Annotated in this window: 25 protein-coding genes and 2 pseudogenes; 15 read left to right on the top strand and 12 right to left on the bottom strand. The window is 62.2% G+C overall.

The window, feature by feature from the left end; all coding sequences use genetic code 11:
* Positions 1 to 2: 2 nt before the first annotated feature.
* On the bottom strand, positions 3 to 680 hold the full coding sequence (locus NKI25_RS24195; protein ID WP_023677138.1) for an MIP/aquaporin family protein: 678 nt from the start codon (positions 678 to 680) through the stop codon (positions 3 to 5).
* Between the two features lie 345 nt (positions 681 to 1025).
* Here NKI25_RS24195 and NKI25_RS24190 point away from each other — a divergent pair, with 345 nt between their 5' ends.
* From NKI25_RS24190 to NKI25_RS24180, 3 genes are all read left to right on the top strand, one after another.
* Positions 1026 to 2315 carry an RsmB/NOP family class I SAM-dependent RNA methyltransferase gene (locus NKI25_RS24190; RefSeq protein ID WP_352828893.1) on the top strand — a complete coding sequence of 430 codons (1290 nt, stop codon included), beginning with the start codon at positions 1026 to 1028 and terminating at the stop codon, positions 2313 to 2315.
* A 125-nt stretch (positions 2316 to 2440) separates the two neighbouring features.
* Positions 2441 to 2899 (top strand): PaaI family thioesterase, encoded by a 459-nt coding sequence (locus NKI25_RS24185; RefSeq protein ID WP_023677140.1) that lies wholly within the window; start codon positions 2441 to 2443, stop codon positions 2897 to 2899.
* A 26-nt stretch (positions 2900 to 2925) separates the two neighbouring features.
* Positions 2926 to 3600 carry a 5'-methylthioadenosine/S-adenosylhomocysteine nucleosidase gene (locus NKI25_RS24180; protein WP_352828895.1) on the top strand — a complete coding sequence of 225 codons (675 nt, stop codon included), beginning with the start codon at positions 2926 to 2928 and terminating at the stop codon, positions 3598 to 3600.
* On the opposite strand, the gene NKI25_RS24175 is transcribed toward NKI25_RS24180, so the two are convergent.
* On the bottom strand, positions 3572 to 3898 hold the full coding sequence (locus NKI25_RS24175; RefSeq protein WP_352828897.1) for a hypothetical protein: 327 nt from the start codon (positions 3896 to 3898) through the stop codon (positions 3572 to 3574). The two genes, NKI25_RS24180 and NKI25_RS24175, sit on opposite strands and share 29 nt — an antisense overlap.
* Before the next feature lie 71 nt (positions 3899 to 3969).
* Between NKI25_RS24175 and NKI25_RS24170 the strand changes: the two genes are divergently transcribed.
* Positions 3970 to 4503 (top strand): MarR family winged helix-turn-helix transcriptional regulator, encoded by a 534-nt coding sequence (locus NKI25_RS24170; RefSeq protein WP_352999610.1) that lies wholly within the window; start codon positions 3970 to 3972, stop codon positions 4501 to 4503.
* Between the two features lie 55 nt (positions 4504 to 4558).
* Positions 4559 to 6121: a glutamine-hydrolyzing GMP synthase gene (gene guaA / locus NKI25_RS24165; RefSeq protein WP_352457585.1), complete on the top strand. Its 1563-nt coding sequence runs from the start codon at positions 4559 to 4561 to the stop codon at positions 6119 to 6121.
* Between the two features lie 651 nt (positions 6122 to 6772).
* On the opposite strand, the gene NKI25_RS24155 is transcribed toward guaA, so the two are convergent.
* Both NKI25_RS24155 and NKI25_RS24150 read right to left on the bottom strand, forming a co-directional pair.
* On the bottom strand, positions 6773 to 7420 hold the full coding sequence (locus NKI25_RS24155) for a TetR/AcrR family transcriptional regulator (protein WP_352593726.1): 648 nt from the start codon (positions 7418 to 7420) through the stop codon (positions 6773 to 6775).
* 153 nt (positions 7421 to 7573) lie between these two features.
* A complete protein-coding gene (locus tag NKI25_RS24150) occupies positions 7574 to 7726 on the bottom strand; it encodes a hypothetical protein (RefSeq protein WP_352999607.1) in 153 nt (50 codons plus the stop codon).
* On the opposite strand from NKI25_RS24150, the gene NKI25_RS24145 reads away from it, so the two are divergent.
* Positions 7707 to 8600 (top strand): NAD(P)/FAD-dependent oxidoreductase, encoded by an 894-nt coding sequence (locus NKI25_RS24145; protein WP_352578814.1) that lies wholly within the window; start codon positions 7707 to 7709, stop codon positions 8598 to 8600. The genes NKI25_RS24150 and NKI25_RS24145 overlap by 20 nt on opposite strands.
* Before the next feature lie 219 nt (positions 8601 to 8819).
* Entirely contained in the window at positions 8820 to 9596 is a 777-nt protein-coding gene (locus tag NKI25_RS24140) for a class I SAM-dependent methyltransferase (RefSeq protein ID WP_502897424.1), read from the top strand.
* A 900-nt stretch (positions 9597 to 10496) separates the two neighbouring features.
* On the opposite strand, the pseudogene NKI25_RS36525 reads toward NKI25_RS24140, so the two are convergent.
* The 5 genes and pseudogenes from NKI25_RS36525 to NKI25_RS24120 form a co-directional block, all read right to left on the bottom strand.
* Positions 10497 to 10610, bottom strand: a pseudogene (locus NKI25_RS36525) (alpha/beta fold hydrolase); the annotation flags it as partial.
* 3 nt (positions 10611 to 10613) lie between these two features.
* Complete coding sequence (locus NKI25_RS24135; RefSeq protein WP_352578786.1) at positions 10614 to 11426, bottom strand: SDR family NAD(P)-dependent oxidoreductase; 813 nt, start codon at positions 11424 to 11426, stop codon at positions 10614 to 10616.
* Between the two features lie 34 nt (positions 11427 to 11460).
* Complete coding sequence (locus NKI25_RS24130; RefSeq protein ID WP_352450990.1) at positions 11461 to 11967, bottom strand: SRPBCC domain-containing protein; 507 nt, start codon at positions 11965 to 11967, stop codon at positions 11461 to 11463.
* Between the two features lie 3 nt (positions 11968 to 11970).
* Complete coding sequence (locus NKI25_RS24125; RefSeq protein WP_352593725.1) at positions 11971 to 12570, bottom strand: NADPH-dependent F420 reductase; 600 nt, start codon at positions 12568 to 12570, stop codon at positions 11971 to 11973.
* Between the two features lie 150 nt (positions 12571 to 12720).
* Complete coding sequence (locus tag NKI25_RS24120; RefSeq protein WP_023676197.1) at positions 12721 to 13455, bottom strand: SDR family NAD(P)-dependent oxidoreductase; 735 nt, start codon at positions 13453 to 13455, stop codon at positions 12721 to 12723.
* A gap of 268 nt (positions 13456 to 13723) precedes the next feature.
* Between NKI25_RS24120 and NKI25_RS24115 the strand changes: the two genes are divergently transcribed.
* The 3 genes and pseudogenes from NKI25_RS24115 to NKI25_RS24105 all read left to right on the top strand — a co-directional run.
* The gene (locus NKI25_RS24115; protein WP_023676196.1) at positions 13724 to 14620 is read left to right on the top strand and encodes a LysR family transcriptional regulator; all 897 of its coding nucleotides are present in this window, start codon (positions 13724 to 13726) and stop codon (positions 14618 to 14620) included.
* Between the two features lie 17 nt (positions 14621 to 14637).
* Positions 14638 to 15414: an NAD(P)H-dependent oxidoreductase gene (locus NKI25_RS24110; RefSeq protein WP_352593724.1), complete on the top strand. Its 777-nt coding sequence runs from the start codon at positions 14638 to 14640 to the stop codon at positions 15412 to 15414.
* A gap of 108 nt (positions 15415 to 15522) precedes the next feature.
* Positions 15523 to 15689, top strand: a pseudogene (locus NKI25_RS24105) (GMP synthase (glutamine-hydrolyzing)); the annotation flags it as partial.
* A gap of 46 nt (positions 15690 to 15735) precedes the next feature.
* Here the strand turns inward: NKI25_RS24105 and NKI25_RS24100 are convergent.
* The 3 genes from NKI25_RS24100 to NKI25_RS24090 form a co-directional block, all read right to left on the bottom strand.
* Entirely contained in the window at positions 15736 to 16281 is a 546-nt protein-coding gene (locus tag NKI25_RS24100; RefSeq protein WP_023676194.1) for a dihydrofolate reductase family protein, read from the bottom strand.
* A gap of 102 nt (positions 16282 to 16383) precedes the next feature.
* Entirely contained in the window at positions 16384 to 17019 is a 636-nt protein-coding gene (locus NKI25_RS24095; RefSeq protein WP_352999604.1) for a dihydrofolate reductase family protein, read from the bottom strand.
* Between the two features lie 315 nt (positions 17020 to 17334).
* Positions 17335 to 19401 (bottom strand): N,N-dimethylformamidase beta subunit family domain-containing protein, encoded by a 2067-nt coding sequence (locus NKI25_RS24090; protein WP_352593722.1) that lies wholly within the window; start codon positions 19399 to 19401, stop codon positions 17335 to 17337.
* A gap of 198 nt (positions 19402 to 19599) precedes the next feature.
* On the opposite strand from NKI25_RS24090, the gene NKI25_RS24085 reads away from it, so the two are divergent.
* The 5 genes from NKI25_RS24085 (at position 19600) to NKI25_RS24065 (ending at position 24803) form a co-directional block, all read left to right on the top strand.
* The gene (locus NKI25_RS24085; RefSeq protein ID WP_352451001.1) at positions 19600 to 20373 is read left to right on the top strand and encodes an SDR family NAD(P)-dependent oxidoreductase; all 774 of its coding nucleotides are present in this window, start codon (positions 19600 to 19602) and stop codon (positions 20371 to 20373) included.
* An 80-nt stretch (positions 20374 to 20453) separates the two neighbouring features.
* The gene (gene hisD, locus NKI25_RS24080; protein ID WP_352593721.1) at positions 20454 to 21776 is read left to right on the top strand and encodes a histidinol dehydrogenase; all 1323 of its coding nucleotides are present in this window, start codon (positions 20454 to 20456) and stop codon (positions 21774 to 21776) included.
* 15 nt (positions 21777 to 21791) lie between these two features.
* On the top strand, positions 21792 to 22814 hold the full coding sequence (locus tag NKI25_RS24075; RefSeq protein WP_352999636.1) for a zinc-dependent alcohol dehydrogenase: 1023 nt from the start codon (positions 21792 to 21794) through the stop codon (positions 22812 to 22814).
* Between the two features lie 30 nt (positions 22815 to 22844).
* Complete coding sequence (gene hutC / locus NKI25_RS24070) at positions 22845 to 23576, top strand: histidine utilization transcriptional repressor HutC (RefSeq protein ID WP_352999600.1); 732 nt, start codon at positions 22845 to 22847, stop codon at positions 23574 to 23576.
* Between the two features lie 225 nt (positions 23577 to 23801).
* Entirely contained in the window at positions 23802 to 24803 is a 1002-nt protein-coding gene (locus NKI25_RS24065) for an ABC transporter substrate-binding protein (protein ID WP_352615287.1), read from the top strand.
* Positions 24804 to 25004 lie beyond the last annotated feature (201 nt).

The following is a 25004-nucleotide window of genomic DNA, read 5'->3' as shown; positions in this document are numbered from 1 at the left end:
AGTCAGTCTTTCTCGAAGATACCGGCCTTGGCGACCACGCCGGCAATGGCGCCGCCGATCAGCGGCGCGACGATGAACAGCCACAGCTGGCCGATCGCCGCAGTTCCCGAAAACAGCGCCGGTCCGATCGAACGGGCCGGGTTGAGCGACGTGCCGGTCACCGGAATGATGGCGAAGTGCAGTCCGGCCAGCGTCAGGCCGATGACCAGGCCGGCGAAGGCCGTGGTGTGCTTGGCGTTAGTGACGCCGAGGATCACCGTGACGAAGGTGAAGGTGCCGATCAGCTCCCACAGGAAGGCCGAGCTGACGCCCCATTTCGTCACATCCCAGCCATTGGCGCCGAAGCCGCCGGTGTGGCCGCCGACCTGTCCGGAGACGATGATCCACAGCGCCAGCGACGCGATGATGGCGCCGATGACCTGCGCGATCCAATAGGGAATGACGTCCCTGGCCGGCATCCGCCCGGCGAGGAACACACCGAGCGTCACCGCCGGATTGAGATGCGCGCCGGAAATCGGGCCGATCGCATAGGCCGCCGCGATCAGGCCGATGCCGAACGCCAGACCGATGCCTTCCTGGCCAAGCGGCAGCGCGCCGCCGAAGCCGCCCGTCACCACCGAAGCCGTGCCGATGAACACCAATAGAAACGTGCCTAGAACTTCCGCCAGATAAGTTTTCATTGCCCTCTCCTCGTATCGACCCGCGGCTCCGCTTTTTCTGCGAAGCGAATCACCGCGCAAAGAGTATTCGCAACCGGAAAACTTGCAAAGCAGAGCAGTTTCGCAAGCCGCTATGCTTGTGAGCGCCGGACACGCACATTAGAAGCATGTAATATATTGATCGAATTGTTTCGTTCCGCATGCCGGCGCCCGCCTGGTGGCCGCGGCTCGCGATGCACCAACCCACATTCGTCACCCCTCGGCATGGATCGTCTCGCCGTCGGCGAAACAGAACTGTTTCAATCAGGGCACGAAAAGCTCTAAGAGCAGGGCCGGAATTAATTTGCTGAGTAATGGAAAACGACAATGAGACTGGGCGGGCGGCTGGCGGCAGCCATCGAAGTGCTTGACGACATTGGCCGGCGCCACCGTCCGGTGGCCGATGCGCTGAAGGACTGGGGCCTGTCGCACCGCTTCGCCGGTGGCGGCGACCGCGCCGCGATCGGCAACATCGTCTATGACGCGCTGCGCCGCAAGCGCTCGGCCGGCTGGCTGTTGGGCGAAGACACGCCGCGCGCCATCGGCTTCGGCGCGCTGCTGCTCGAATGGGGCCAGACGGCGCAGTCGCTGAACGAGGCGCTCGAGGGCGACAAGTTCGCGCCGCCGCTGCTTACCGCCGACGAACTGACAACGCTTGCGGCTCGCCGGCTCGCCGATGCGCCGCCGGCCGTCAGGGCAGACATCCCCGACTGGTGCATGCCGCTGTTCGAGCGCGCGTTCGGCACGGCATGGGTGGAAGAGGGTGCCGCGCTGGCGACACGCCCGCCGCTCGACCTCAGGGTCAATACGCTGAAGGCCGATCGCGGCAAGGTGCTGGCGGAACTGGCGGAGACCGGCGCCAAGCCTGCCCGGATCGCGCCGCACGGCATCCGCATCCCGCCGATCGAAGGCGACGGCAGGCACCCGAACGTGCAGGCCGAGCCGGCCTTCCAGAAAGGCTGGTTCGAGGTTCAGGACGAGGGTTCCCAGATTGCGGCCGAACTGGCCGGCGCCGAGCCTGGAATGCAGGTGCTCGACTTTTGCGCCGGCGCCGGCGGCAAGACGCTGGCGCTGTCCGCGGCGATGGACAATCGCGGCCAGATCTTCGCCCACGATGCGGAGAAGGCAAGGCTGGCGCCGATCTTCGACCGCATCCGCCGCTCGGAAAACCGCAATGTGCAGATCGTCACCAAGCCGGCCGAACTCGCGCCGCTCGGCAAGCATATGGACATCGTCCTGATCGATGCGCCCTGCACCGGCAGCGGCACCTGGCGGCGCCGGCCGGATGCCAAATGGCGGCTGACGCAAAGACAGCTCGACGCCCGCAAGGGCGAGCAGGAGACGATACTCGATGCCGCCAGGGACTTCGTCAAACCCGGCGGCCTGCTGGTCTACATCACCTGTTCGGTGTTCGACGAGGAAAATGGCGACCAGGTTTCGGCCTTCCGGGATCGCCATCCCGGTTTTGTCCCGCTCGATCACCGCCAGCTTTGGGACAGCCGTTTTGCGGGCCACGAAGCGACAGTGCGTATCGGTGCGGCAGGCGGCATTTCGCTGTCGCCGCTGCTGAGCGGCACCGACGGCTTTTACTTCTGCGCGCTGCGGCGGGCCGGCTGAATCGTTGCCATCGATACAGGGCTAAGCCGAATGCTGCAGTGCAGCATTTGCGATTGCCTGCCGCCCACCCCTCTGCGATAAATGCCTTTGCAATAAGATTTGCCGAGAAACGAAGGGCGACGGCCATGGCAGCAAAGATCGTTCCTGCTCCCGATTATGAGGACCGCGTCAGGACGTCCTTCGCGCGCCAGAACGCGATGATGACGATTGGCGCCGAGCTGACGCTGGTGACGCCCGGCATCATCGAGATCGAAATGCCCTATTCGGCGGCTCTGACGCAGCAGCATGGCTTTCTCCATGCCGGCGTCATTTCGACGGCTCTCGACTCGGCCTGCGGCTATGCGGCATTCTCGCTGATGCCGGAAAATTCCGGCGTGCTGACCATCGAGTTCAAGGTCAATCTGCTGGCGCCGGGCAGGGGCGAGCGCTTCCTGTTCCGCGGCTCGGTGACCAAGCCTGGCCGCACCATCATCGTCGCCGACGGACAAGCCTATGCGTTCGCCGTCGACGGCGAGGCCAAGCTGATCGCCACGATGACCGGAACGATGATGACGGTGCTCGGCCGCGACGGTATCGAGGGCTGAGGAGCGGGTAGGGAGGATGGACGATCATGGCCGGCAAGACACCTGGTGAGCTCACCCCGATCTCCGGCAAGTCCGTTCTCTTCGTCATGGCGGCCGAGGCCGAATACGGTCCACACCTGCAGCGGCTGTTCACGCCACTGATGACCGGCGTCGGACCAGTGGAGGCCGGTATCGGGCTCGGCGCCGAACTGTCCCGGCTGCATGCCGGGAAGGCGCTGCCGGATCTCGTCGTGTCGCTCGGGTCGGCGGGCAGCCGGACGCTGGAGCAGACGGAAATCTACCAGGCCGTTTCGGTTGGCTACCGCGACATGGACGCCTCGCCCCTTGGGTTCGAGAAGGGCGCCACGCCGTTCCTCGACCTGCCTGTCAGCGTGCCGCTGCCGTTCAGGATACCAGGCATCAGGCCGGCGGCGCTGTCGACCGGGGCGGCAATCGTCTCCGGCGCCGCCTACGACACGATCGCCGCCGACATGGTCGACATGGAAACCTTCGCCTGCCTGCGCGCCTGCCAGCTGTTCGACGTTCCGCTTATCGGCCTGCGCGGCATTTCCGACGGGGCAGCCGATCTGAGGCATGTCGGCGACTGGATCGAATATCTGCACGTCATCGACGAGAAGCTGGCCGCGGCGGTTCAGCTGCTGGAACAGGCGATCGCCTCGGGCGCGATCGACTTCAAGCTTGTTGGGGCGGCAGGTTCTTAGCGTTGCCGAACAGCACGCCGATCATCCTGAAGCGAACGGCGTTGTCGCGATTGATGTAAGTGACTGACCCGGGCTCGTGATCGAGGGTCCAGCGTCCGGTCGCGCCGGTGTCCCAGTCGGCGATATAACCGTCATCGAGCATCCGCCAGCGCCCGCTTCGCGCCTCGCCATCGTCGAGCAGCATGTGCGCGGCACCCTCGCTTTCAAAATAGACGTAAGCCTCCTTGCCGTTTCGTTCCAACACATGGGTCATGCCCGGAATGAGCATTGCAAGGGTTTCCTTCTGAAGTGCTGCCATGATTTCCTCCTGAATTGAAGTCGCCGATTGCCTTGACCGGCATCGCCACTTAGAGTGAACTAGTAGTCAAGATGCTTGACTATGTATCGGGCGAGAAGAATTTGGTCAAGGGCCTTGACGAAAAACCTGAAGCGCTGCCGGATCACATAGGTTGGCGGCTGTGGCAGGCGAGCCGCGCTTGGCAGACCGAGTTCGCCGCTGCGATGCGCGCTGCCGGCCATCACTGGTTCACCGAAGCGCGTGCCGGCCTGCTTGGACACATACCGCGCGGCGGCATGCGCCAGTCGGCGCTGATCGAGCGCTCCGCGATCTCAAAGCAGGCGATTCAGCAATTGCTCGATGGCCTGGAGACGGAAGGTGTGTTGCAGCGTCTGCCCGATCCGCAAGACGGTCGCGGCAAGCTTGTGCGCTACACCCGCAACGGCCTGGACGCCCTGCGCGATGGCGACCGCATCAAGCTGCAGATCGAACGGAGCTATGTTGCCCGCCTTGGTCACGAGCGTTTCGCGGCGCTGATGGACGCCTTGCGGTCACTCGATACAACGCAAACTGATGCATTGGACAAAGCCTCTGGCGTTCAGGACGACACACCGGAATCGAAGTGAAAGCGCGACCTCACAACCCATTGCGCCGACTCGTTTCTTTCTCTAAACGCTCGCCATGAAAACAGCCAATCATCCCGACACCGTCCTGATTGTCGATTTCGGCAGCCAGTTCACTCAGCTGATCGCCCGCCGCATCCGCGAGGCCGGCGTGTTTTCCGAGATCGTGCCCTTCCAGTCGGCCGAGGCGGCGTTCAAGCGCATCAATCCGAAGGCGGTGATCCTGTCCGGCGGCCCGGCCTCGACCGGCGACATCGGCAGCCCGCGCGCGCCGCAGATCGTCTTCGATGCCGGCGTGCCGGTGCTCGGCATCTGCTATGGCCAGATGGCGATGTGCGTGCAGATGGGCGGCGTCGCCGAAAGCTCCGATCATCGCGAATTCGGCCGCGCCTTCGTCGAGATCGCCAAGGACAGCCCGTTGTTCGAGGGCCTGTGGGCGCCCGGCCAGCGCCACCAGGTGTGGATGAGCCATGGAGATCGGGTCATCTCCCTGCCCAAGGGGTTCGAGGTGCTCGGAAAATCGGAGGGCTCGCCCTTCGCCATCTTCGGCAATGTCGAGCGCAAAATGTACGGCCTCATGTTCCACCCCGAAGTGGTGCATACGCCGGACGGCGCCAGGCTGCTCCGCAACTTCGTCCACAACATCGCCGGCATCGAAGGCGACTGGACGATGCGCGCCTACCGCGAGCACGCGGTCGAGACGATCCGCAAACAGGTCGGCAAGGGCAAGGTGATCTGCGCGCTGTCGGGCGGCGTCGATTCCTCGGTCGCGGCCTTGCTGATCCATGAGGCGGTCGGCGACCAGCTCACCTGCATCCTTGTCGACCACGGTCTGATGCGCAAGGACGAGGCATCAGGCGTGGTGGAGATGTTTCGCCAGCATTACAATCTGCCGCTGATCCTGGTCGACGCTTCGGACCGTTTCATCGGCGCGCTCGAGGGCGAGTCGGACCCCGAGAAGAAGCGCAAGACCATCGGGCGGCTGTTCATCGAAGTGTTCGAGGAGGAGGCCGAGAAGCTCGGCGGCGCCGATTTCCTGGCACAAGGCACCCTCTATCCCGACGTCATCGAAAGCGTCTCTTTCAGCGGCGGCCCGTCGGTGACCATCAAGTCGCATCACAATGTCGGCGGCTTGCCCGAACGCATGAACATGCAGCTGGTCGAGCCGCTGCGCGAATTGTTCAAGGACGAGGTGAGGGCGCTCGGCAAGGAGCTCGGCCTGCCCGACAGCTTCATTGGCCGGCATCCGTTCCCCGGTCCCGGTCTCGCCATCCGCTGTCCGGGCGGCATCACCCGCGAAAAGCTGGAGATCCTGCGCGAGGCCGACGCCATCTATCTCGACGAGATCCGCAAGGCCGGCCTCTACGACGCCATCTGGCAGGCCTTCGCCGTGCTGCTGCCGGTGCAGACCGTCGGCGTGATGGGCGACGGCCGCACCTACGAGTTCGTCTGCGCGCTGCGCGCCGTCACCTCGGTCGACGGCATGACGGCCGACTTCTACCATTACGACATGGCATTCCTGGGAGCAGCCGCCACCCGCATCATCAACGAGGTACGCGGCATCAACCGCGTCGTCTACGACGTGACGAGCAAACCGCCAGGCACCATCGAATGGGAGTGAGGGAAACGGTGATGATAGGCGGCTCTAGCGTAGAATTTCGCAGAAAATACAATGATTTGCGGGCAGGGCAGACTGCTAGCCAGGGCACATTATCAATGGAATTGACAAACCTATCAAGTCATTGAAATCGTTAAGTTTATCGGAGCGCCTGGCGCGGCTCGCAGCTTGTAGCAGATCACTCTGTGGGTACTTTTGACGGTGCTTTTCGTATCCGATAGAGCATTCTAAAAAGTACCGTCATTCGTTTTTGGGATTTGACGGTACTTTTCTGTGCGTCAACGCTTTGAAATATATAACGAAAATTGCCCGTAGCATGACATTTCTGCGCTGACGGTACTTTAGTTGTCGACATACATAGTTTCAGCTTTGGCTGCGGTACCGATCGATGTTCCGGACCCGATCGCAAATCGTCGGATGGCACCGTCGCATCACCTATCAAATGTTGTCCCGACTGCTGCCGGATCTGCGATGGAGAGAAGCGTCGACCGCATCCAGGCGGGAGCTTGGACCGCGGTAGATGCGAGCGTCTTTTTATCGTTGGGAGAAAGATGAGGTGCCGCGATCTGTGCAAGCTCGGCCGCGCGCGCCGGCCCAATATGACGAAGCGCCTGGACGACGGTCCCGGCCAAGCTGCCCGGAGCAATCAAATGCCTATCCGCCCGCGTGGTCGTTGCCACCGTGCGCGGCGATGAACATGGCGACGGCCGACCGGCAATAGGATTCGATTTCGTTGTCGTCCTCTGCTCTCGCCTCATCGAAGCGTGCGATAATCAGGAGATCGGATCCTTTGAAAAGCGCGGCAAACAAGCGGGCGGACCGGAGAGGATCGGGCACGTTCAGAACCGCCTTCGCGTGCAACTGACGCAACAGGGCCTCGATTTGGGCGATGACATGGGCGGGGCCGGCTTCGTAATGGAGCTTGCTTAACGACTTTTGATTCGTCTGGTCGGCCATGATCATGGCTTCGACACTGCGGACGTCCGAGCTCAACAGCGTGCGAAGCAGGGATGATCCCACCGCCATGAGTTGATCTTCGACCGAACCGTCGACGCCTTCAAAAGGGGCCTGCGGTGCAAACTGATGGCAGCGGGTCGCGATGGCCGCGCTGAACAGCGCCTCCTTGTTCTCGAAGTGCCGATAGATGCTGAGCTTGGATATCTTCGCCCGCTGGGCGACCTTGTCCAATGTCGTCGCTTGAAAACCCAATTCCACAAAGAGTTCGCACGCGGCGTCGACTATCGTTTGGCCAAGCGCCTCGTTGGCGGGCCGGCCGCGCCGGCCCTGGCTGTTTACGGTCACGACAATTCCAGTACTTGACAGTATCCTAATTCGTGCATTACGATACCATGTAGTATCGGAAATGTGCAAGCCAGTGGGTAGGTTTCAACCTGTTGTCCAAATCAAGTTTCCCCGGGCCGCCCGGCGATATCGAATGCGGCATTGTCCGGCCGGTCAACACAGATGGGCGACTTTCTCGCAGAGGCCGAAGCCCTGCTCGCTGCCCGTCTCGAGCGCGTATCGCTGGACGATATTGCGCGCCAGGCCCAGCCCAACCCCCTCCATCCACGACACGGAGCCCATCACCATGGATGACGTCATCATCATCGGCGGCAGCTTTGCCGGTCTCGCCGGCGCCCTGCAGCTCGGCCGTGCCCGCCGCAAGGTCACCGTTCTCGATACCGGCCTGCCGCGCAACCGCTTCGCCGGCCACTCGCATGGTCTGCTCGGCCACGATCACAAGCCACCGCTGGACATCCTGGCCGAGGCGCGGCAGCAGCTGGCGCGTTATCCCACGATCAGGCTGGTCAATGCCCGGGCCGACAGCGTCTCCGGCGCCGTCGACGATTTCTCCGTCCTCACTGGCGATGGCGAAAGCCTTGGGGCGCGCCGCCTGATCCTGAGCTATGGCGTCGCCGACCAGATGCCTGATGTTCCGGGCTTTGCCGAAGGCTGGGGCACGTCCATCGTGCCCTGCCCCTATTGCGACGGTTTTGAAGTCGCCGGCCAGCATTGGGGCCTCGTCTGGTCCGGCCCGCAGTCGCACCAGTCTGTCAGGCTGTTCCACGATTGGACCGACAGGTTGACGCTCTTCGCCGATGGTCACGACATTCCGCCCGATATCCGGGCCGATCTCGCGCGTCGTAACATACCTGTCGTCGATGGCCGGATCACCGAGATCGCCCATCACGGGGGCCATCTCGCCACCGTCAATCTCGATACCGGCCCCAATGTCGCGGTCGACATCCTGTTCGCGCATCCGCGCAACAAGCCGTCCGCAATCCTGCATGAATCGCTGGGCCTCGCCACGGTCGATACGCCCCTCGGCATCGCCCTCAAGGTCGACGAGCGCCGCGAAACCAGCATGCCCGGCATCTACGCCGCCGGCGACCTTGCCAACCCCCTCATGCCCTCGGTCACCACGGCATCATCGCACGGCGCGATGGCGGGCATCTTCGCCCAGCAGTCGATGCTGGTTTGAGAGCACAGATTCCCTTCTCCGGTTGCCGCGGGCTATCAAATTCAGAAGGTTGCGGGCCGGTGTCACGGAACGCGGGCCCCCTCTCGCCTGAGGGGAGAGCCTAGCAAAGAAAGAATCAGAACAAGGATATGGCATGGCAGAGAAAAATGTTATCAGGTAGCCGACTGGAATGGCCAAAGCGGGGAGCGCTGGGTCGCTTACCAGGCCCGGCTCGATGCCATGATGGCGGTGTTCGGCCAGGCCGCGATCGAAGCCGCCGCGCCCGCCACGGGCGAACGCGTGCTGGACGTCGGCTGCGGCGCGGGGGCGTCTAGTCTGGATCTGGCCGCCCGCGTCGGCGCGGGGGGCCATGTGCTAGGCGTGGACATATCCGAACCGCTGATCGGCAGAGCGCGCGCGCTAGCGCCGCAGGATACGCCGGCCCTGTTCCAGGTGGCCGACGCCAGCAGCACCGCGTTGCCCGAGGGCGCGTTCGACATCCTGTTCTCGCGCTTCGGAGTGATGTTCTTTGACGATCCTACGGCGGCGTTCGCTCATATGCGCCGTGCGCTCAAGCCGGGCGCGCGGGTCGCTTTCGTCTGCTGGCGCGGCATGGCCGAGAACGATTGGGTGCGCTTGCCGATGGGCGCGATCAAGGGCATCGTCCCGCCGACGGCGCCGCCCGATCCCGAAGCGCCCGGCCCGTTCTCGTTTGGCGACCAGGGGCGGGTGGCGCGTATTTTAACGGCGGCTGGCTTCACCGATGTCGCTATCGCGCCATTCGATGCCTCCATCCCGTTCGGCGAGGGGGGGACGCGGGACGCGGCGATCGACGACGCGGTGGAGATGACACTCGAGGTCGGCCCGCTGTCGCGCGCTCTCGCTGATCAGCCCGACGACATCCGCGCCCGCGCCTCGGCCGCGGTTCGTGCCGCCTTCGCGGGCCTCCCCGGCGAGCGGTCGGTGATGATCGACGGCGCGGCGTGGATCGTCATCGCACGCAATCCGGCAAGCTGACAGGGATTAACAGGGGAGACGCCCCCGCTCGGTGGAGCGGGGCGTCTTTGGCCGGTCAGATTGATGTCCCTTCTGGCTTGGAAGCCGCCATTAGCGAGCTAGAGGCTTTGATGGCGGGGTACAGCGTTTGCACGACACTCGAAAACGTTGGTGCACGTGCTTACGGAGCACGTAGCGGGTACGACGTCCGCACGCGATGTATTCGAGGCTGCACAGAACGCCGCCAAGGCGTAAGTCCGGGACGGATCAAGGCATGAGAGGAACTGCGTGTCGTTCAGGCTCTTGCGAGCCGTGACGGTCTTTTTGCCGACGGGATCGTGAAGGCACAGCTAAAGAATGTCGAAAATCGACCAATCGATGCCGATAGTCGCTGAAACCGAGCAGATTTTGAATCGCCGAAATTCTCCTTTGAATTCAAGAGCGCAAATTTCTGACGGATCGGGGAGACGGTTCTTCATTGCGTGCAGAAAGAATTTGTGCAGGGAATTCAATGCGTTACGATCACTTAAAACAATCGAGTGGGAATGATGGGGCGTACGGTAGAGTAGGTTGGAGTACTGTCGGATATATTCGGAAATTGTTGGTCAACGATAGGAAGCGATAGTTCGCGGGCGATTCTGCAAGAACAAGCAGCCGTTTTGCAGGTCGGCGATAGACCTTCGATTATGTGTAGAGAGGCTCAAAGGGATCGATACACCGCGCCGTCCACAGCACATGCTTTGGATTGGAGCGCCGATCCAATTCCTCGGACAATAGACATCATGTTCCGTGGATTTGTATCATGGTCTAAGCCCCGGGGCGGGACCAACGAGACGAGCGCACGGCCGCCGAGCACAGCGGGGACGGCGCCGTAGCTGAATACGTTCTCGTGCCTCGCATAGTTTCAGAGTGCTCCCGCAATGCGTGGATCGTGCGCATGCCCGTGCGGCAGATCCCTGTAGACTTAAGCGTGCCATGCTTCAGCAGCTTGGCCGACAGCGGACCCGAGTTGGCGAACGGAACAATTTGGTCGTCCTGCTACGCGACGAAGCGGACCACGCCACCATCCACCCGCAAAGCCGCGCCGGTGGTCGCCGAAGCCTGCTCCGAGCATGTGTAGATGATCATGTTGGCCACCTCATCGGTGGTCGCGAAGCGGTGGATGAGGCTCGTCGGACGCATCGCCTGCAGGAATCCCTGCTCGGCTTCGTGCTGCGTGATTCCATTTGCGTCAGCCTGTTTCGCCATGAAGTTGCCCAGGATCTCAGAGCGGGTAGGTCCCGGCAGGACGGCGTTGACGGTGACGCCCGTGCCCGCGACCGCCTCGGCAAGCCCGCGTGAGACCGCGAGTTGAGCGGTCTTGGTCATGCCATAGTCGAGCATTTCCTTAGGGATGTTGACTGCGGATTCGCTACTTATGAACACGACGCGGCCCCAGCCTTTCGCCACCATCCGCGGCAGGTAATGACGGCTCGCGCGCACGCCACTCATTACGTTCAACTGGAAGAGGTCAAGCCAGTCCTCATCGGGGATATTTGCGATATCCTCGACGCCGTTGTAGCTCCGGATGTGTGCTGTACCGACGTTGTTCACAAGGATATCGGCGTCCGGCGCATGCGCGATCAAGGCCTTTGCCCCCTCCGCTGTCGCAAGATCAGCGGCGATACCCGAGATGTCGCTGCCGGGGAAGGCCTGCCGCAGCTGCCGCACCGCCTCATCGACCCGAGCGTTTCCACGGCCGTTGACGACGACCGATGCACCGGCACGCGCCAACCCCTCCGCCGTCGCGCGGCCGATACCGGCGGTGGATCCGGTAACGATGGCCTTGCGGCCTTTGAGTTCGATATTCATCTCATTCATCTCCAAAATTAAATAGGAAGCGCAATCAATCCACTGTCGTCTTCGCTGTTTCCGCCTCCGCTGCGTGGGCGAGGCTTTCGACCCAGTCTTGGTGATACCGGTAGAGTGCGCCGGGATGTTTGCGCCCGAGCTCATCGAGGAAGAAGGGGCCCTGCTGCGTTTCCTCGGTCAGCACATGGCAGCCATGGTCCGTAGGCGTGATGACCCAGCCATGGTATGCGCTTGAGCCGGTCTCGTCGCCATCAACTGTCGTCGCCCATGCGAGCCTGCGAAGGGGCTCGCATTCCGTCACGACCAGACTCATCGGAAATCCAACCGTCACACGGCTGTATCGCGTTCCGAGCGCCAGTTCCGGCTCCCCCGTCAGAATCTTGACCTGATCCTCGGCGGGAAAGTAGCTCGACCAATTCTCGGCTTCGACGAGCAGCTTCCAGACCGCTTCAGGCGGCGCCTTCACGTCAATGTCGTTGAGTGCGTAGATGGCCGACGTTTTCGGATCATATCGCTCGGGCCAGGTCACATGGTCGTACATCGATTACTGCTCCTTCTTGAACAAATCCTGGAAGATGAGCTGGCCCCAAGTGCGGCCGCGTGCCTGCACCAGCGCGCCACCCTCGTTGAGCTTTCCCAGCTTGACGGGTGCGAACCCGAGTTGTTTGGCCAAGGCCGCCACGGGAGCGGTCGCGTCCTCGTCGTCGCTCGACAGAAAGACGACACGGTGCCCGCCCTCGACGATCGGATCGGCAGCCAGGGTGGCCGCAACCAGATGATTGAACCCTTTGACGAGCTTGGCGCCGGTGAACGCCTTCGCGACGAAGGCGGAGGACGGCAGGCCGTCCAGCTCTTCAGGGACTGGAAACGCGTTCATCGCGTCGATGACCGTCTTGCCTTTCCAACTCGGCAGGGCTTTCGCAACCTCGCGATGCTCCCCGAACGGGACCGCCAAGATAATTGTGTCGGCCTCGAGTGCATCCCGCAGCGACTTGGCGACGACCGTGGGTCCAATCGCCCGAGCCTGCGGCGCCAACGCCTCGGGCGGCCGGCGGCTCGCGACGGCCACGTCGATGTTTTTACGGGCGAAGGCGTGGGCGAGGGCCTGGCCTATCTTACCGAATCCTACAATTGCGTAGCTCATAATGCTTCTCCGATCCGTGTTGGTATTGATTCCCCGGCCTTCAACGGCGCTGGGTTATTCGTTCCGCTGTGTGGCGACCTTTGCGTGGTCGTTCCACCATGGACACGCTAGTTCCCGCCGGTCAGCCGCTTCCCGTGATCCGGCGCGATTTCAGATGGCCGAGAAGCCGCCATCGACAGACAACTCCACCCCATTCACGAAGCTCGAATCGTCGGAAGCAAGAAACAGCGCGGCCGTCGCAATTTCCTCAGGACGCCCCATCTTTCCCCGCGGGATCAGGGATTCGAACATCTGCTTCGCCTCCTCGGTCAGAACTTGGTCCTGCATCGGTGTGGCGATCGGCCCCGGGTGCAGCACGTTCACCCGGATATTCCTGCCCTTGAGTTCGTTGAGCCACCCGCGTGCGAATGCGTGCAGCGCCGCCTTGCTCGCCGCATACACGCTGTAACCAGGAAAACCTTTCACCGAAGCAACTGACCCGGTCATGAAGATCGATCCGCCATCGTTGAACAGCGGCAACGCCTTCTGAACCGTAAACAGCGTGCCGCGCGTATTCAGGCCGAAGGCCGCATCGAAGTGCTGCTCGGTAATCTCGCCCAGTGGGACGGCTTCGCCCGTGCCGGCGCTCGCGTACAGGACGTCGATCCTGCCCTTTTCCCGCTTGACTGTATCGAACAGGCGGTCGAGGTCGTCGAGATTGGCCGCGTCGCCGCGCACGCCGGTCACGTTCCGGCCGATCAGCTTGACGGCCTCGTCCAGCGCCTCCTGTCTCCGGCCCGTGATGAAAACATAGGCGCCTTCTTCAACGAACCGCTTGGCGCTCGCCAGCGCCATGCCGCTCGATCCACCCGTGATGACTGCAACCTTACCCTCAAGCTTTCCCATGACTTCTCCTTTCGTGGTGTCGGGACGGCATCTGCCTCCGAGAACCTCGAAATGGGTCCGCCGGCGTCAGTTGTTGAGTGCGGAAGCGCGCACATCGGTGGTGCGAAATCGATCCGGCTGGACGACTGACGCCAGCCGCGACGATCGGCGTCCGCCGTTCGGAATTGAGCCGCGCTCGTCGACATAGGCTATGATGACCGCCCGTACTGCTGTTCGATGTGTTAGATACGGGCTTTGGAAGGCGCACCGCGCGGTGCCGGATTGCACCATGATCGACTGGGATGACGTTCGCTACTTTCTTGCCGTCGCGCGCGGAGGCTCGGTGCGGGCCGCCGCCGAGCGCCTCGGTGTGAACCACTCGACCGTGCTGCGACGCGTCGCCCAGCTCGAGGAACGCCTCGGGGTGCAGATGTTCGAAAAGCTGCCTTCGGGCTACCGCCTGACGGCTGCGGGCGAGGAGGTCCTCGAGTTCGCGGACCAGATGGAAGTGTCGTCGCACCTGCTGGAGACGCGCGTCTTCGGGCGCGACCAGAGCGTGCGCGGGCTTCTGCGGGTGACGCTGGCACCGCCCCTCGCGACACACCTGCTCATGCCGGACTTCGCCGATTTCGCGCGTCTGCATCCGGATATCGAGATGGAAATCTTGTCGTCCGGCGAGCTGGCAAATCTGACCAACCGAGAGGCCGACGTCGCGATCCGCGTCGTCTACGACCGCAAAACCCTGCCGCTCAATCTTCATGGCCTGAAGGGACCGGAGGTGTTCGGCGGCGTCTATATGTCCTGTGATCGACTAGCCGCGTGGCGTGCGGGCGCGCCTGATCCCATCCGGTGGATCGTCATAAGCATTCATGGAATTCCGGAATGGGCCAGCGAGGGTGAGGTTCGCACCACGGGGGTTCCCTTCAGGACCACGGACGCCGAGGCGCAGATCGTTGCTGTACGGCAAGGGCTCGGGATCACGACACTGCCCTGCTTCGTCGGCGATGCCGACCCCCTACTGGTGAGGGTGCCGGGCACCGACCTGCACATGTACGGAACGCTCTGGCTTCTCACACAGGGGGAGACACGCAAGACGAAGCGCGTACGGCTCTTCACGGAGTTCGTATCCCGCAGGCTCGCCGCGTACGCGCCGCTTCTCGCGGGGCTGTCCATATCGCGCGACTGACGCCTGGCAGGTCGCCGATGGCGCTGTCTCGAGCGTACCGCTGTAGAAGGGCCATTCTCGGCGTCGAAAAACAATTGCTCTTTGAAGACTGTGGCGCGTACAGCTATTTCGAAATCCATGATTGGTATGAGAAGCTTCGCCCGAACCGCGCCGCACGAATGATGACGCGCAGCGCAACCAAATTGGGGAGGATTCAAAATATTAGTATGCGATGTTTGATTGTCACGGCTCATCCACTCAATCCAAGCCTTTGCCAAACGCTTTCGAAAGCAGCTATCGACACCCTGATGGATGCGAAGCACCAGTGCCGACATGTTGATCTGTATCGATCTGGCTTCTTCCCGGCTCTTACACCGGCGGAGCGCGCGAGCTACTATTCCGGATTCGAGACTACAGAGGTAGCTAAAGAGATTGAGGATCTTCTCTGGGCCGAGACTATCGTCTTGATTTTTCCCACGTGGTGGTTCGGACCTCCAGCTATATTGAAGGGCTGGTTCGACAGGGTATGGGTGCCTGGTATTGCCTACGATCACGCAGCCGATCTTGGTGCCATACAACCGCGACTTCGCCAGTTAAGGAAGGTGGTTGCAATAACAACTTTGGGCTCCCCTTGGTGGGTCGATTGGCTGATCCTCAGGCGGCCAGTGCGGCGTGTTCTCAAGACAGCTATTCTGAATACCTGTGCTCCTCAAGCCTCGCTTACGTTCCTTTCATTTTACAAGGTTGAAAGTCTGCCTAGGCAAGGTGTCGATGCTGCGATAAATCGCATTAGATCAATGCTACAGCGTCTATAGCTAAGCCCCGTCACAATGCTCCTTTTCCTTGAAGGGCGCACGTAGAGCAATGCCCGTGGGGACAGCGCGGCTCGTGACCGCTGCCCTTATCGGTATGTACGCGCATACGCGCCGAAAGCGTCACCATCGGTAGATGGCAGCACCGCGGATATCACCGTCACGACATGGCATTCCTGGGCGCCGCCGCCACCGGCATCATCAACGAGGTGCGCGGCATCAACCGCGTCGTCTATGACGTGACGAGCAAACCGCCAGGCACCATCGAGTGGGAATGAGCTCAAATTCGGTCCGACGGACGTTAGGGTGTCGGGTGGGTTGTGATCAGGCGGGAACGTACGTCACTCTGATCGCGTCCTCGCCAACCCGGTCGCTGGCCACGAGACGCAGCGGCGGCCGCGGGCCGGCGAAGAATGGCTTGCCGCGACCAAGCACGATGGGACGGAAGTAGAGCCGGTACTCATCGATAAGGCCAAGCTCGGTCAGACTACCCGCAAGCTCCGGTCCGGCGACTTCGATCTCGCCCTCGTGTTCGGCTTTAAGCGCCCTAACGAACCCTTTGAGATCGTCGTCCACCAGCGTGGCGTTCGGCCCGACCGACTTCAGGGTGCGAGAGACGACCCATTTCGGCTGCGCCCGCCAGGCCGCCGCAAAGTCGCGCCCGACCTGGTCCTGTCCCGACTGATCCTCGTCCCAATAGCGCATTACCTCGTACATGCGCCGGCCGTAGAGGCTGCCGGCGATCCCGCGCACATGGGCGTTGAAGTGGCGATGGAGCGCCTCTCCGGGCATCGGCAGCCCGGGCCCGCCCTCGGCGCCAGCGACATAGCCGTCGAGCGACTGCATCATTCCGAACACAAGCTTCGCCACGCACAGGCTCCTATCGATCGACGACGATCCGAAGGGATCGCATTCATTCAAACCTCGCCCTCACTTCGCCGGTTCGCTGGCTGCACACATTCTCTGACGTGTTCACGTTGGCCGGTAAATCTGCGCCACCGCGCCCCCCGGGAAGGCTTTCGAGCTCACCAGCTTGAGAGACATCGGCGCGACCAGTTCGGAGAACAGCGGCAGGCCTTTGCCCAGCGCCACGGGGGCCACCATCAGGGCGAGCTGGTCGACCAGTCCTTGGGCGACGAGACTGCGGGCGAAGCTCACTCCGCCGTGGGCGATGATCGGCTTGCCCTCTTGGGCTTTCAACTTCGCGACTTCCTCCGCCAAGTCACCGCTCGCCACATAGGCCTCCGCCCAACTTTCACCACCGGGCTGCAACTTCGCCGGCTGTCCGGTTCCCGCGTTGACGGCGCGAGCCTCATCGAGCGCCGCCGACTTGCTCACCTCCCTCAGGATCTCCGGTCCCCGTCGTGAGAAGACGGCCTTGGGGATCTGGTTCATCGGCGCCGCGAACTGCTCGCAGGAGGTCGGCCACCAGGCGGCCATGTCACGGAAGCTGCGGCTGCCCATGATGTGCAGGCTCGAGTTCCATATGAACTCTACGCCCCAGGCCTTCGCCTCTTGATCGGCGCCGAACATCCATGTGTTTCGGCCTTCCAGGTCACTCACGAAGCCGTCGATCGATATGGACATCTTCAAGATCAGGTCTCTCATCGCGTCTTCCTTGCCCTGGTGAGACCCAAGGACGGGCCAGATCGGTCAGTTCCGACAATTCGTTGCGGGATAGTCCGACAACGCTTGCACGCCGCCGAAGAAGGGATACCGAGCTTCCTTGCCTAGTCGGCGAGGGTGTCGTTGATGCCGCGCCAAATTCTGGTTCAGCGCCGTTTGTCAAAGCAGCGCACCTGAAGGTTGCGGCTGAGGCAACTGCCGTCCGTCAGGTGGGGAGAGGCATGTGAGACGAAGCCGGTGCACGCCGACTGATTTGATTCCCAAAACCGGATACGGATCTTTCCGTAACGGCGCCAATCAGCTTATCGATTTTTCTCGGCCGGGTTCTCCTTTCGTGGCGCCGAGGCGGGTAAGCAGATTGAGCGTGATCCTGCCGACATCGTTCATGGCGCCTGCGGCTGGCAGCGCGCCGCACCAGGCAACCGAGCTTGCGGAAAAGATCAAGCCGCCTGCTGCGAGCTTTCGCAGGGTCATTTCGGCGCAGCGGCGGGCGATGTGCTGCCTATCCCCGCCCTCGTACCAGCGCGTCGGATCCTGAAAGAAGCTGTCGGGAAATCCCGTCGCACGCGCGATCACGACGGTGTCAGCGGAAGTGCCGAGGGCCGGATCCGTCGCATCCACTTCGTAGCCCGCGGCACCGCCCAGCACGATGCCGTCGGTGCCGAAGGTCGCATTTTCAACGCCTTCGAACAGCCATGCGCATCCTGCTTCATGGCTTTCCTCAGTGCGCGTGAAAGGGCGTGCGCCATCGAAACCCATCAATGAGATTGCACCGCCGATCAGCGAGAATTCGCCTCGGCCGCGGCAGCGGAGATAGCCGCCTGGTTCGTTGGTGATCGACAGCGCCTGTTCGGCGACCGGGCCGTCCCAGGTTCGGCCGGCCTCCAGCGGCGAGCGCCGCAACTCCATCAGATCGTCCTTGAAAGCCACAGTGGCAGCAAAGCCGTTTCCGCCGAGATAGGCGATGCTGCCGCCTTCGGCCACAAACTGCCGCAGCGCCTGCTCCATCTCGATCGACATATATTCGGGATGACTGCCGGTGACGACGGCTTGATGTCGACGCAAACCGTCTATGCCGCATTCGTGCAAATCGTGATCGGTCATGACGTCAAACACGATTCCATTTTCGTGGCAGAATCGGAGGAAATGCAGATCGACCGGCAGGTTGTGTGGGCAGCCGCAGAGCGGATAATCGTAATCGTCCCTGAGCGTCACTTTCGGCTTTTTGTAGGAGCAGATGGAAACACCGCTAAGGTCGGAATGGTAGTCGTAAAGGGATTTCAGATTGTTGGCGATCGCGAAGCGATGTCCCCGGTCGTCGCCTTTCCATTCATAAAGATGATCCGGGAGATATTCGTCCGCATAAGCGAGATAGGTGGCCGTCGGCACGAGAAACAACAGCGGCGACGAAACCTGTGAAGAGGTGACGAAGAACACCACGCGTTCGTAGCCACCCTCCCATTCGACCTGGAACGCGTAGACGCCTGGGTGTGCGTTTTCGGGGATCGTCGCGCGGTGCGATGCCGGCCATGCAAGCGGGCCGATGTCGTCGTCGTGGCAATGGATAGCGTCGTAGTGCGACGGCACCAAGCGAGGCTCGAAGCTCGATCCGTCCCACCGTGCCGAAGTCACGCAGAAGGCTGGCTGATTGATCACATCCAGGAGCAGCGGATCTGCTCCGCCCGACGACAGGATCGGCTGCGTTGGTAACAGCGTCGGGAAATCCCAGGCAACAGTCCCGTGTGGGGTGTCGAGCCGGATCGCGGCAAATTTCGCGTTGAGGGTAGGTTCGTGGTTGGTGGCACTTGCGCCGAAATGGATACCGTGCGCCTGGAGGTTCCGCGCCGGGCCGCCAAAACCTTCATGGAGTTCGTAAGGCGCGAGAAGATCATGGGATTTGATGCGCAGACGCGATTGTTCCTGCCGCAGGTCCAACTCGACAGTGAGCCACACACCAGTTGGCGCCTTCTTCTCGACAGGGGTTTCGCCGCCGATTTCCACGACAAATGCGCCGTCGCGGAGGCGCAGCCCGAGGGCGCCTGCTTCCAGGATCGTGCGCGCACCTTCGTTGCGCGTGAGGAACAGCTCGAAACGAATGCCGTGGACGGCTTGTACTTTGACCAGTTCGCCGGCTCGCACGAACAGGAACGACCCCTGGTCGAAATGCCGACGCCGTGCTTCACCTATCGTTTCGATGGGCCAGGCGAGAAGTTCCGGAGCCGGCTTGTCGAGCCGGCAAATTCGTGTGGCCTTTATCGGCCGATCGCATGACAGGCTGAGGTTGATCCGCTGGCCTGCTTTGGCACTCCAGGGGGTGGTATAGCCGACCACGCTCATCGCGTCGTGGTCTACTGCGCGCTTCATCTATCCCTCCCGATGAACTCCAGATGGGCTGGGGCGAACCGCGTAGACCGGTCCGATGTCGGCCAATGCGCTGCCGCTCTGACAAGCAAAGTTCCGCATGGCGCACTACAGCCATGATGTACATGCTTGTATAGATAAGCTGCATTCGGATAGTCTCGACGCGATCGGTCCAAGCGCGACATTACCAAGGAGGATGACATGCGCAACGCATCTCTCTTCGATCTGTCAGGCAGGAAGGCGCTTGTAACCGGCGCAAGCCGTGGCATCGGGCGCAGCATCGCCGAGGCGCTCAGCGCGGCCGGCGCCGACGTCGCGGTCACGGCGCGCAGCGTGGCCTCGCTCGAGAAGACGATGGCCGCCATCCGCACCGCCGGCGGGGTCGCGCATGCCATCGCCCTGGATGTCACCGATGTCGACCGCTGCCGGGCGGCGACAGCCGAGGCCGGCAGCCTGCTCGGAGGTCTCGATATTCTCGTCAACAATGCGGGGGTGGAAGAGGTCCGGCCTTCACTCGATGTCGACGAGGCCTTGTGGGACCGGATTGTCGATACGAATCTCAAAGGCGCCTTCTTCTGCGCCCAAGCCGCCGCGCGGCAGATGAGAGACGCCGGACGGCCCGGCGTCATTATCAATCTCTGCTCGCTGACCTCCGAGGTTGGGGTTCCCACGGCGGTGCCGTACGGCTCGTCGAAATCAGGCCTCCTCGGCATGACGCGAGCGCTTGCGGCGGAGTGGGCCGATCTCGGGATCCGGGTCAACGCCATTGCGCCTGGCTATTTCAGGACAGCGATGACAGACGTGTTCTACAGCAACGAGGCATGGCAGCAATCGATGCTTGCCAAGATTCCGCAGCGCCGTTTTGGTGATCTCTCGGACCTGCACGGAATCGCGGTGTTCCTCGCTTCGGATGCGGCAGCCTACATAACCGGCCAGTCCATTCCCGTGGATGGAGGCTTTCTCGCATCGATTTGAAGGCTTCAGTGGCCGGAGACGTGTCCCAGAAGTGATCGACAAGCGCTAATCGTAATTGTGTTCTAAGAAAAGGAGCCGCCATGTCTGACGTCAGCTTCCACCGCCTGTCATCCCTCAGTGTCGATCAGCGGTCCAGTTTACTGAAACGCGCCGAAGGAGATCTGTCTTCCTTCATCGAAAAGGTCCGTCCAATCATCCAGGCCGTCAAGGATGAAGGTGACGCGGCCTTGCTCCGGTTTGCACGCGAACTCGACAAAGCCGATGTTGCCGACGGTGGACTGAAAGTTTCGGAAGCGGAGTTCGACGCGGCATTCGACAAGGTCGAGAAGGATGTCGTGGAGAGTATCCGGTTCGGTATTGAGAACATCCGGCATTTCCACGAGGAGCAGCGCCCGGAAACGATGTGGCTCAAGGAAGTTCGGCCGGGCGCCTATGCGGGTGACCGATACACACCGATTGCTTCCGTTGCGCTTTATGTTCCGCGCGGCAAAGGCGCCTTTCCCTCGGTGACGATGATGACCTCGGTTCCGGCGGTGATTGCCGGGGTTCCCCAGATCGCGATCGTGACGCCTGCGACTTCGGATGGTTCCGTCGACGCCGCGACGCTGGTTGCTGCCCGCATCGCCGGCGTGGAGACCGTGTACAAGTGCGGCGGCGCCCATGCGGTCGCCGCCGTCGCCTATGGGACCGAGACTGTGAAGCCTGCCGTCAAGATCGTCGGGCCGGGGAGCCCGTGGGTGGTGGCGGCAAAGAGCGTGTTGTCCCCGATCATCAACACAGGTCTCCCCGCCGGTCCTTCCGAAGCGATCATTTTTGCCGATCACAGCGTCGACGGCGGCCTGGCTGCTCTTGACCTGTTGATCGAGGCCGAGCACGGGCCGGATTCCTCGGCCTACCTGGTGACGCACAGCCGCAAGGTCGCCGAAGCCGCGTTGATTGCGATACCGGAACACTGGTCCAGGATGAGCGAACAGCGTGTGGAGTTCTCACGCGCGGTGCTGACTGGGAAGCGCGGCGGCATCGTGCTGACCGAGTCGCTGGAGGACAGCTACCGGTTCATCAACGACTATGCGCCGGAGCACCTCGAGATTCTGTCAACCGAGCCATTTGCGCATCTCGGACGTATCACGGAAGCCGCCGAGATCCTCATGGGTCCGCATACGCCGGTGACCCTCGCCAACTTCGTCCTAGGACCCAATGCGGTGCTGCCGACCAGCCGGTGGGCGCGAACCTTTGGACCGCTTTCCGTGACGGATTTCGTCAAGAGATCGTCGGTCGGCTATGTGACCTCGGCGGCCTATCCGGAACTCGCCCTGCATGCCCGCAGGCTCGCCCGCTACGAAGGATTCAGCTCGCATGAGAACGCGGTTTCGGAGATCCGCGATCGCTATCTCGCCGGCTGAGCCGAAACGATGACGATGAGGGCGGCGCGACTCTATGGACCCGGCGACTTGCGCGTCGAGGATATCGCCACGCCAGGCGCTCCCGAGCCAGGCTGGGTGAAGCTGAGGGTCGATGCCGCAGGCATTTGCGGTTCCGATCTCCACAACTTCCGCACGGGCCAATGGATAAGCCGATCGCCTTCGACGGCTGGCCATGAGCTGACAGGCACGGTGATCGCCATCGGCGAGGGGGTGGATACCGTCGCTGTTGGCGACCGCGTGGTCGCCGATTCCCGTTTCTGGTGTGGAGAATGCGCGCGATGCCATGCAGGCAGGCGGCATCTTTGCACGTCGCTGGGCTTTGTCGGCGAGATATGCGACGGCGGATTTGCCGAACAGGCGGTCCTGCCCGCACGCCTGCTGCACGTCGTCGATGCCGCGCTTGACGAACGGGTCGCGGCGATGGCCGAGCCGCTGGCTGTAGCGTTGCACGCAGTGCGGCGTCTGCCGAAAACGGCCGGCTCCGTTCTGGTGGTCGGCTGCGGGACTATCGGCGGGCTTGCCGCACTGCTGCTTTCCCGGACATTCGCAGGTACCGTGCTCGTCGCCGATGGCAACCCTGGCCGCTGCGCCCGGGTGGCGCGGGTGACCGGCGCCAGCATCGTCGACTTGAACCGGGACGCCATTGCCGCCGCCACCGCGGATGCCCCCTTGCTCGCTGCCGTCGAAGCAACCGGCAGCGTCGCAGCACTCGGCCAGTTGCTCGGCGTTCTCGATGCCGGCGGCACCGTTGCGATGGTCGGCATATTCCATGGCCGCCTCGATATCGATCCCAACATCCTGGTTGAACGCGAAATAGCATTGCTGGGATGCCACGCCTTTGCCGATGAGCTTCCCGACGCCATTCGGATGCTCGGCGAATTGACCGAGCCCATGGTCGAACTGATCGACCGCGAGATCGGCCTGGATGATGTTCCCGCAGCCTATGAGCGGCTGCTGGCGGGGCAGGGTGACGGCTTGAAAACGATCATCCGGATGCGGTCTGCCGGGCGCGTGTGATTTCCGAACCTGCCGGAAAGGATTTTTGAAATGATAACTTTGCCCGACACCGCCAGCCCTCTTTACGAGAAGGTCAAGGACTACATCCTGACGAACATCGGAACGGGGCGATGGAGCAAGGACCGCAAGCTGCCGTCCGAAAATGAATTCGTGGCGACACTCGGCGTGTCTCGGATGACGGTCCATCGTGCCTTGCGGGAGTTGACCTCTGCGGGTTTTCTGATCCGGCGCCAGGGCGTCGGCACATTCATCGCGCCACCTCGACCGCAATCCGCACTGATCGAGATCAACAACATCGCGGCGGAAATTGTCGCGCGGGGAAACCGGCATCGCTCCGAGGTTATCGTCCTCGAAAAGATCATGCCGACAAAGGAGCTCGCGCTTTCGTTCGAGTTTGCAAAGCGCGTGTCGGTCTATCATTCCATCGTCGTCAACTTCGAGAACGACCTGCCTGTGCAACTGGAAGAGCGCTTCGTCAACCCGGGCCTGATACCCGACTATGACAAGCAGGATTTTTCCAGGACAGCGACCTACGACTATCTCATGCAGAAAACCCCGGTGACGGAGGTCGAGCACATCATCTCGGCGACCCCTGCCGATGCCGAGACGGCGCGGTATCTGGGCATCGACGTCGGCAGCTGCTGCCTGTTTCTGCATCGCCGGACATGGACGGGCGCCGTCGTTGCCACGATCAGCAAGCTGACTTACGTTGGAAGCCGCTACTCGCTTGGCAGTCGGTATTCTCCGTCCAAAAAAACCTGATCGCAGTGGAGCGATTCAGAGTCGGAAAGAGGTGTCTAACTTGTATATGCATGTATGTATTTAGCCTTGACATCCGCTGTTGCTGACGTTGAAGTGTCGTCGCACTTTCGTTGAACGGACAGCTAAGATGCCGAGGCACGATGCCGCAAGAGCAGAAGCCCGCATTCTCACCAGGCCGGATGTTTGGCTCAAAAAAGCGGCCTGATCATCAAGGGGAACAAGATGATGCGTAACCTAGCAGGACAATTTCGGGCACTCGTTATGGCTGCTGCCGTCGGGTTTGCCCCGGCGGTCTACGCGGCCGACACGACAATTCCGGCGACGCCTGAGGCAGGAACATTCAAGATCGGCATCGAGCCATGGCTTGGCTACGGCCAGTGGCACGTCGCCGAAGCCAAGGGTCTGTTCAAGGCAAACGGGCTGTCCGACGTGCAGATCGTGAACTTCGCCGAGGACAAGGACATCAACGCCGCCCTGGCGAGCGGCCAGCTCGATGCCGCCAACATCGCGACCCACACGGCTATGGGAATGGTTGCGGCCGGCCTGCCGGTGAAGATCGTGCTTCTGCTCGACGTCAGCATGACGGCAGACGCCATGATCGCCGGCAAGGACGTCGCCTCCGTCGCCGACCTCAAGGGCAAGCAGGTCGCTTTCGAGGAAGGCACGACGAGCGACATCCTGCTCAAATACGCGCTCGCCAAGAACGGCATGTCCATCGCCGATGTCCAGCCGGTTCCAATGCCGGCGGCGGATGCCGGCAGCGCGTTGATCGCTGGCCAGGTTCCGGTCGCGGTTACCTATGAGCCTTATCTCACCGCGGCCAGGGCACAGAACAAGGACGTCAAGCTGCTCTTCACCGCAGGCGAAGATCCCGGCCTGATCAGTGACGTGTTCGTGGTGCGCGATGAGGTGATCAAGTCGCGTCCCGGCCAGGTGCTTGCCATGATCAAGACCTGGGATGCGGCCCTGAAGGCTTACAATGCCGACACGCCCGACGGCCGGGCGATCATCTCCAAGGCAGTCGGTTCGAGCGTCGAAGACCTCAACACCGCCTTTGATGGCGTGCGTTACTATACTCTCGCCGAAAACAAGGATGCGCTGACGGGCGAATTTTCCACCAAGACATTCGCCGATGTCGAGGCAGCCGCCAAGAACGCCGGGCTGCTTCAGGCGGACGTGACGCCGGAGCAGATGATCGACCCGTCATTCGTCAAGGCCGCGAAATGACGAGGGCCGGCTCGCGGTGGTGACGCAAATGTCCGAGCAGCGTGCGACCAAGCCAAGCCCGTCTCACGCAGCGCCGGGGCCGGTGATCAAACAGCCGATGCGCCGTCGCCCAGCCAACGGGGTCGGCGGGCCCAGCCCAAGAGCGCGGCTCGTGAGGGAGGGGAGTGCGTGTTTTGGCGGCCGCGGGCGTGGGGGGGGTGG

It is taken from the genome of Mesorhizobium sp. M0808 (assembly GCF_040320025.1).
Lineage (GTDB): Bacteria > Pseudomonadota > Alphaproteobacteria > Rhizobiales > Rhizobiaceae > Mesorhizobium.
Note: the sequence above shows the minus strand (reverse complement) of the source record. Positions and strands in the feature narration are given on the sequence as shown.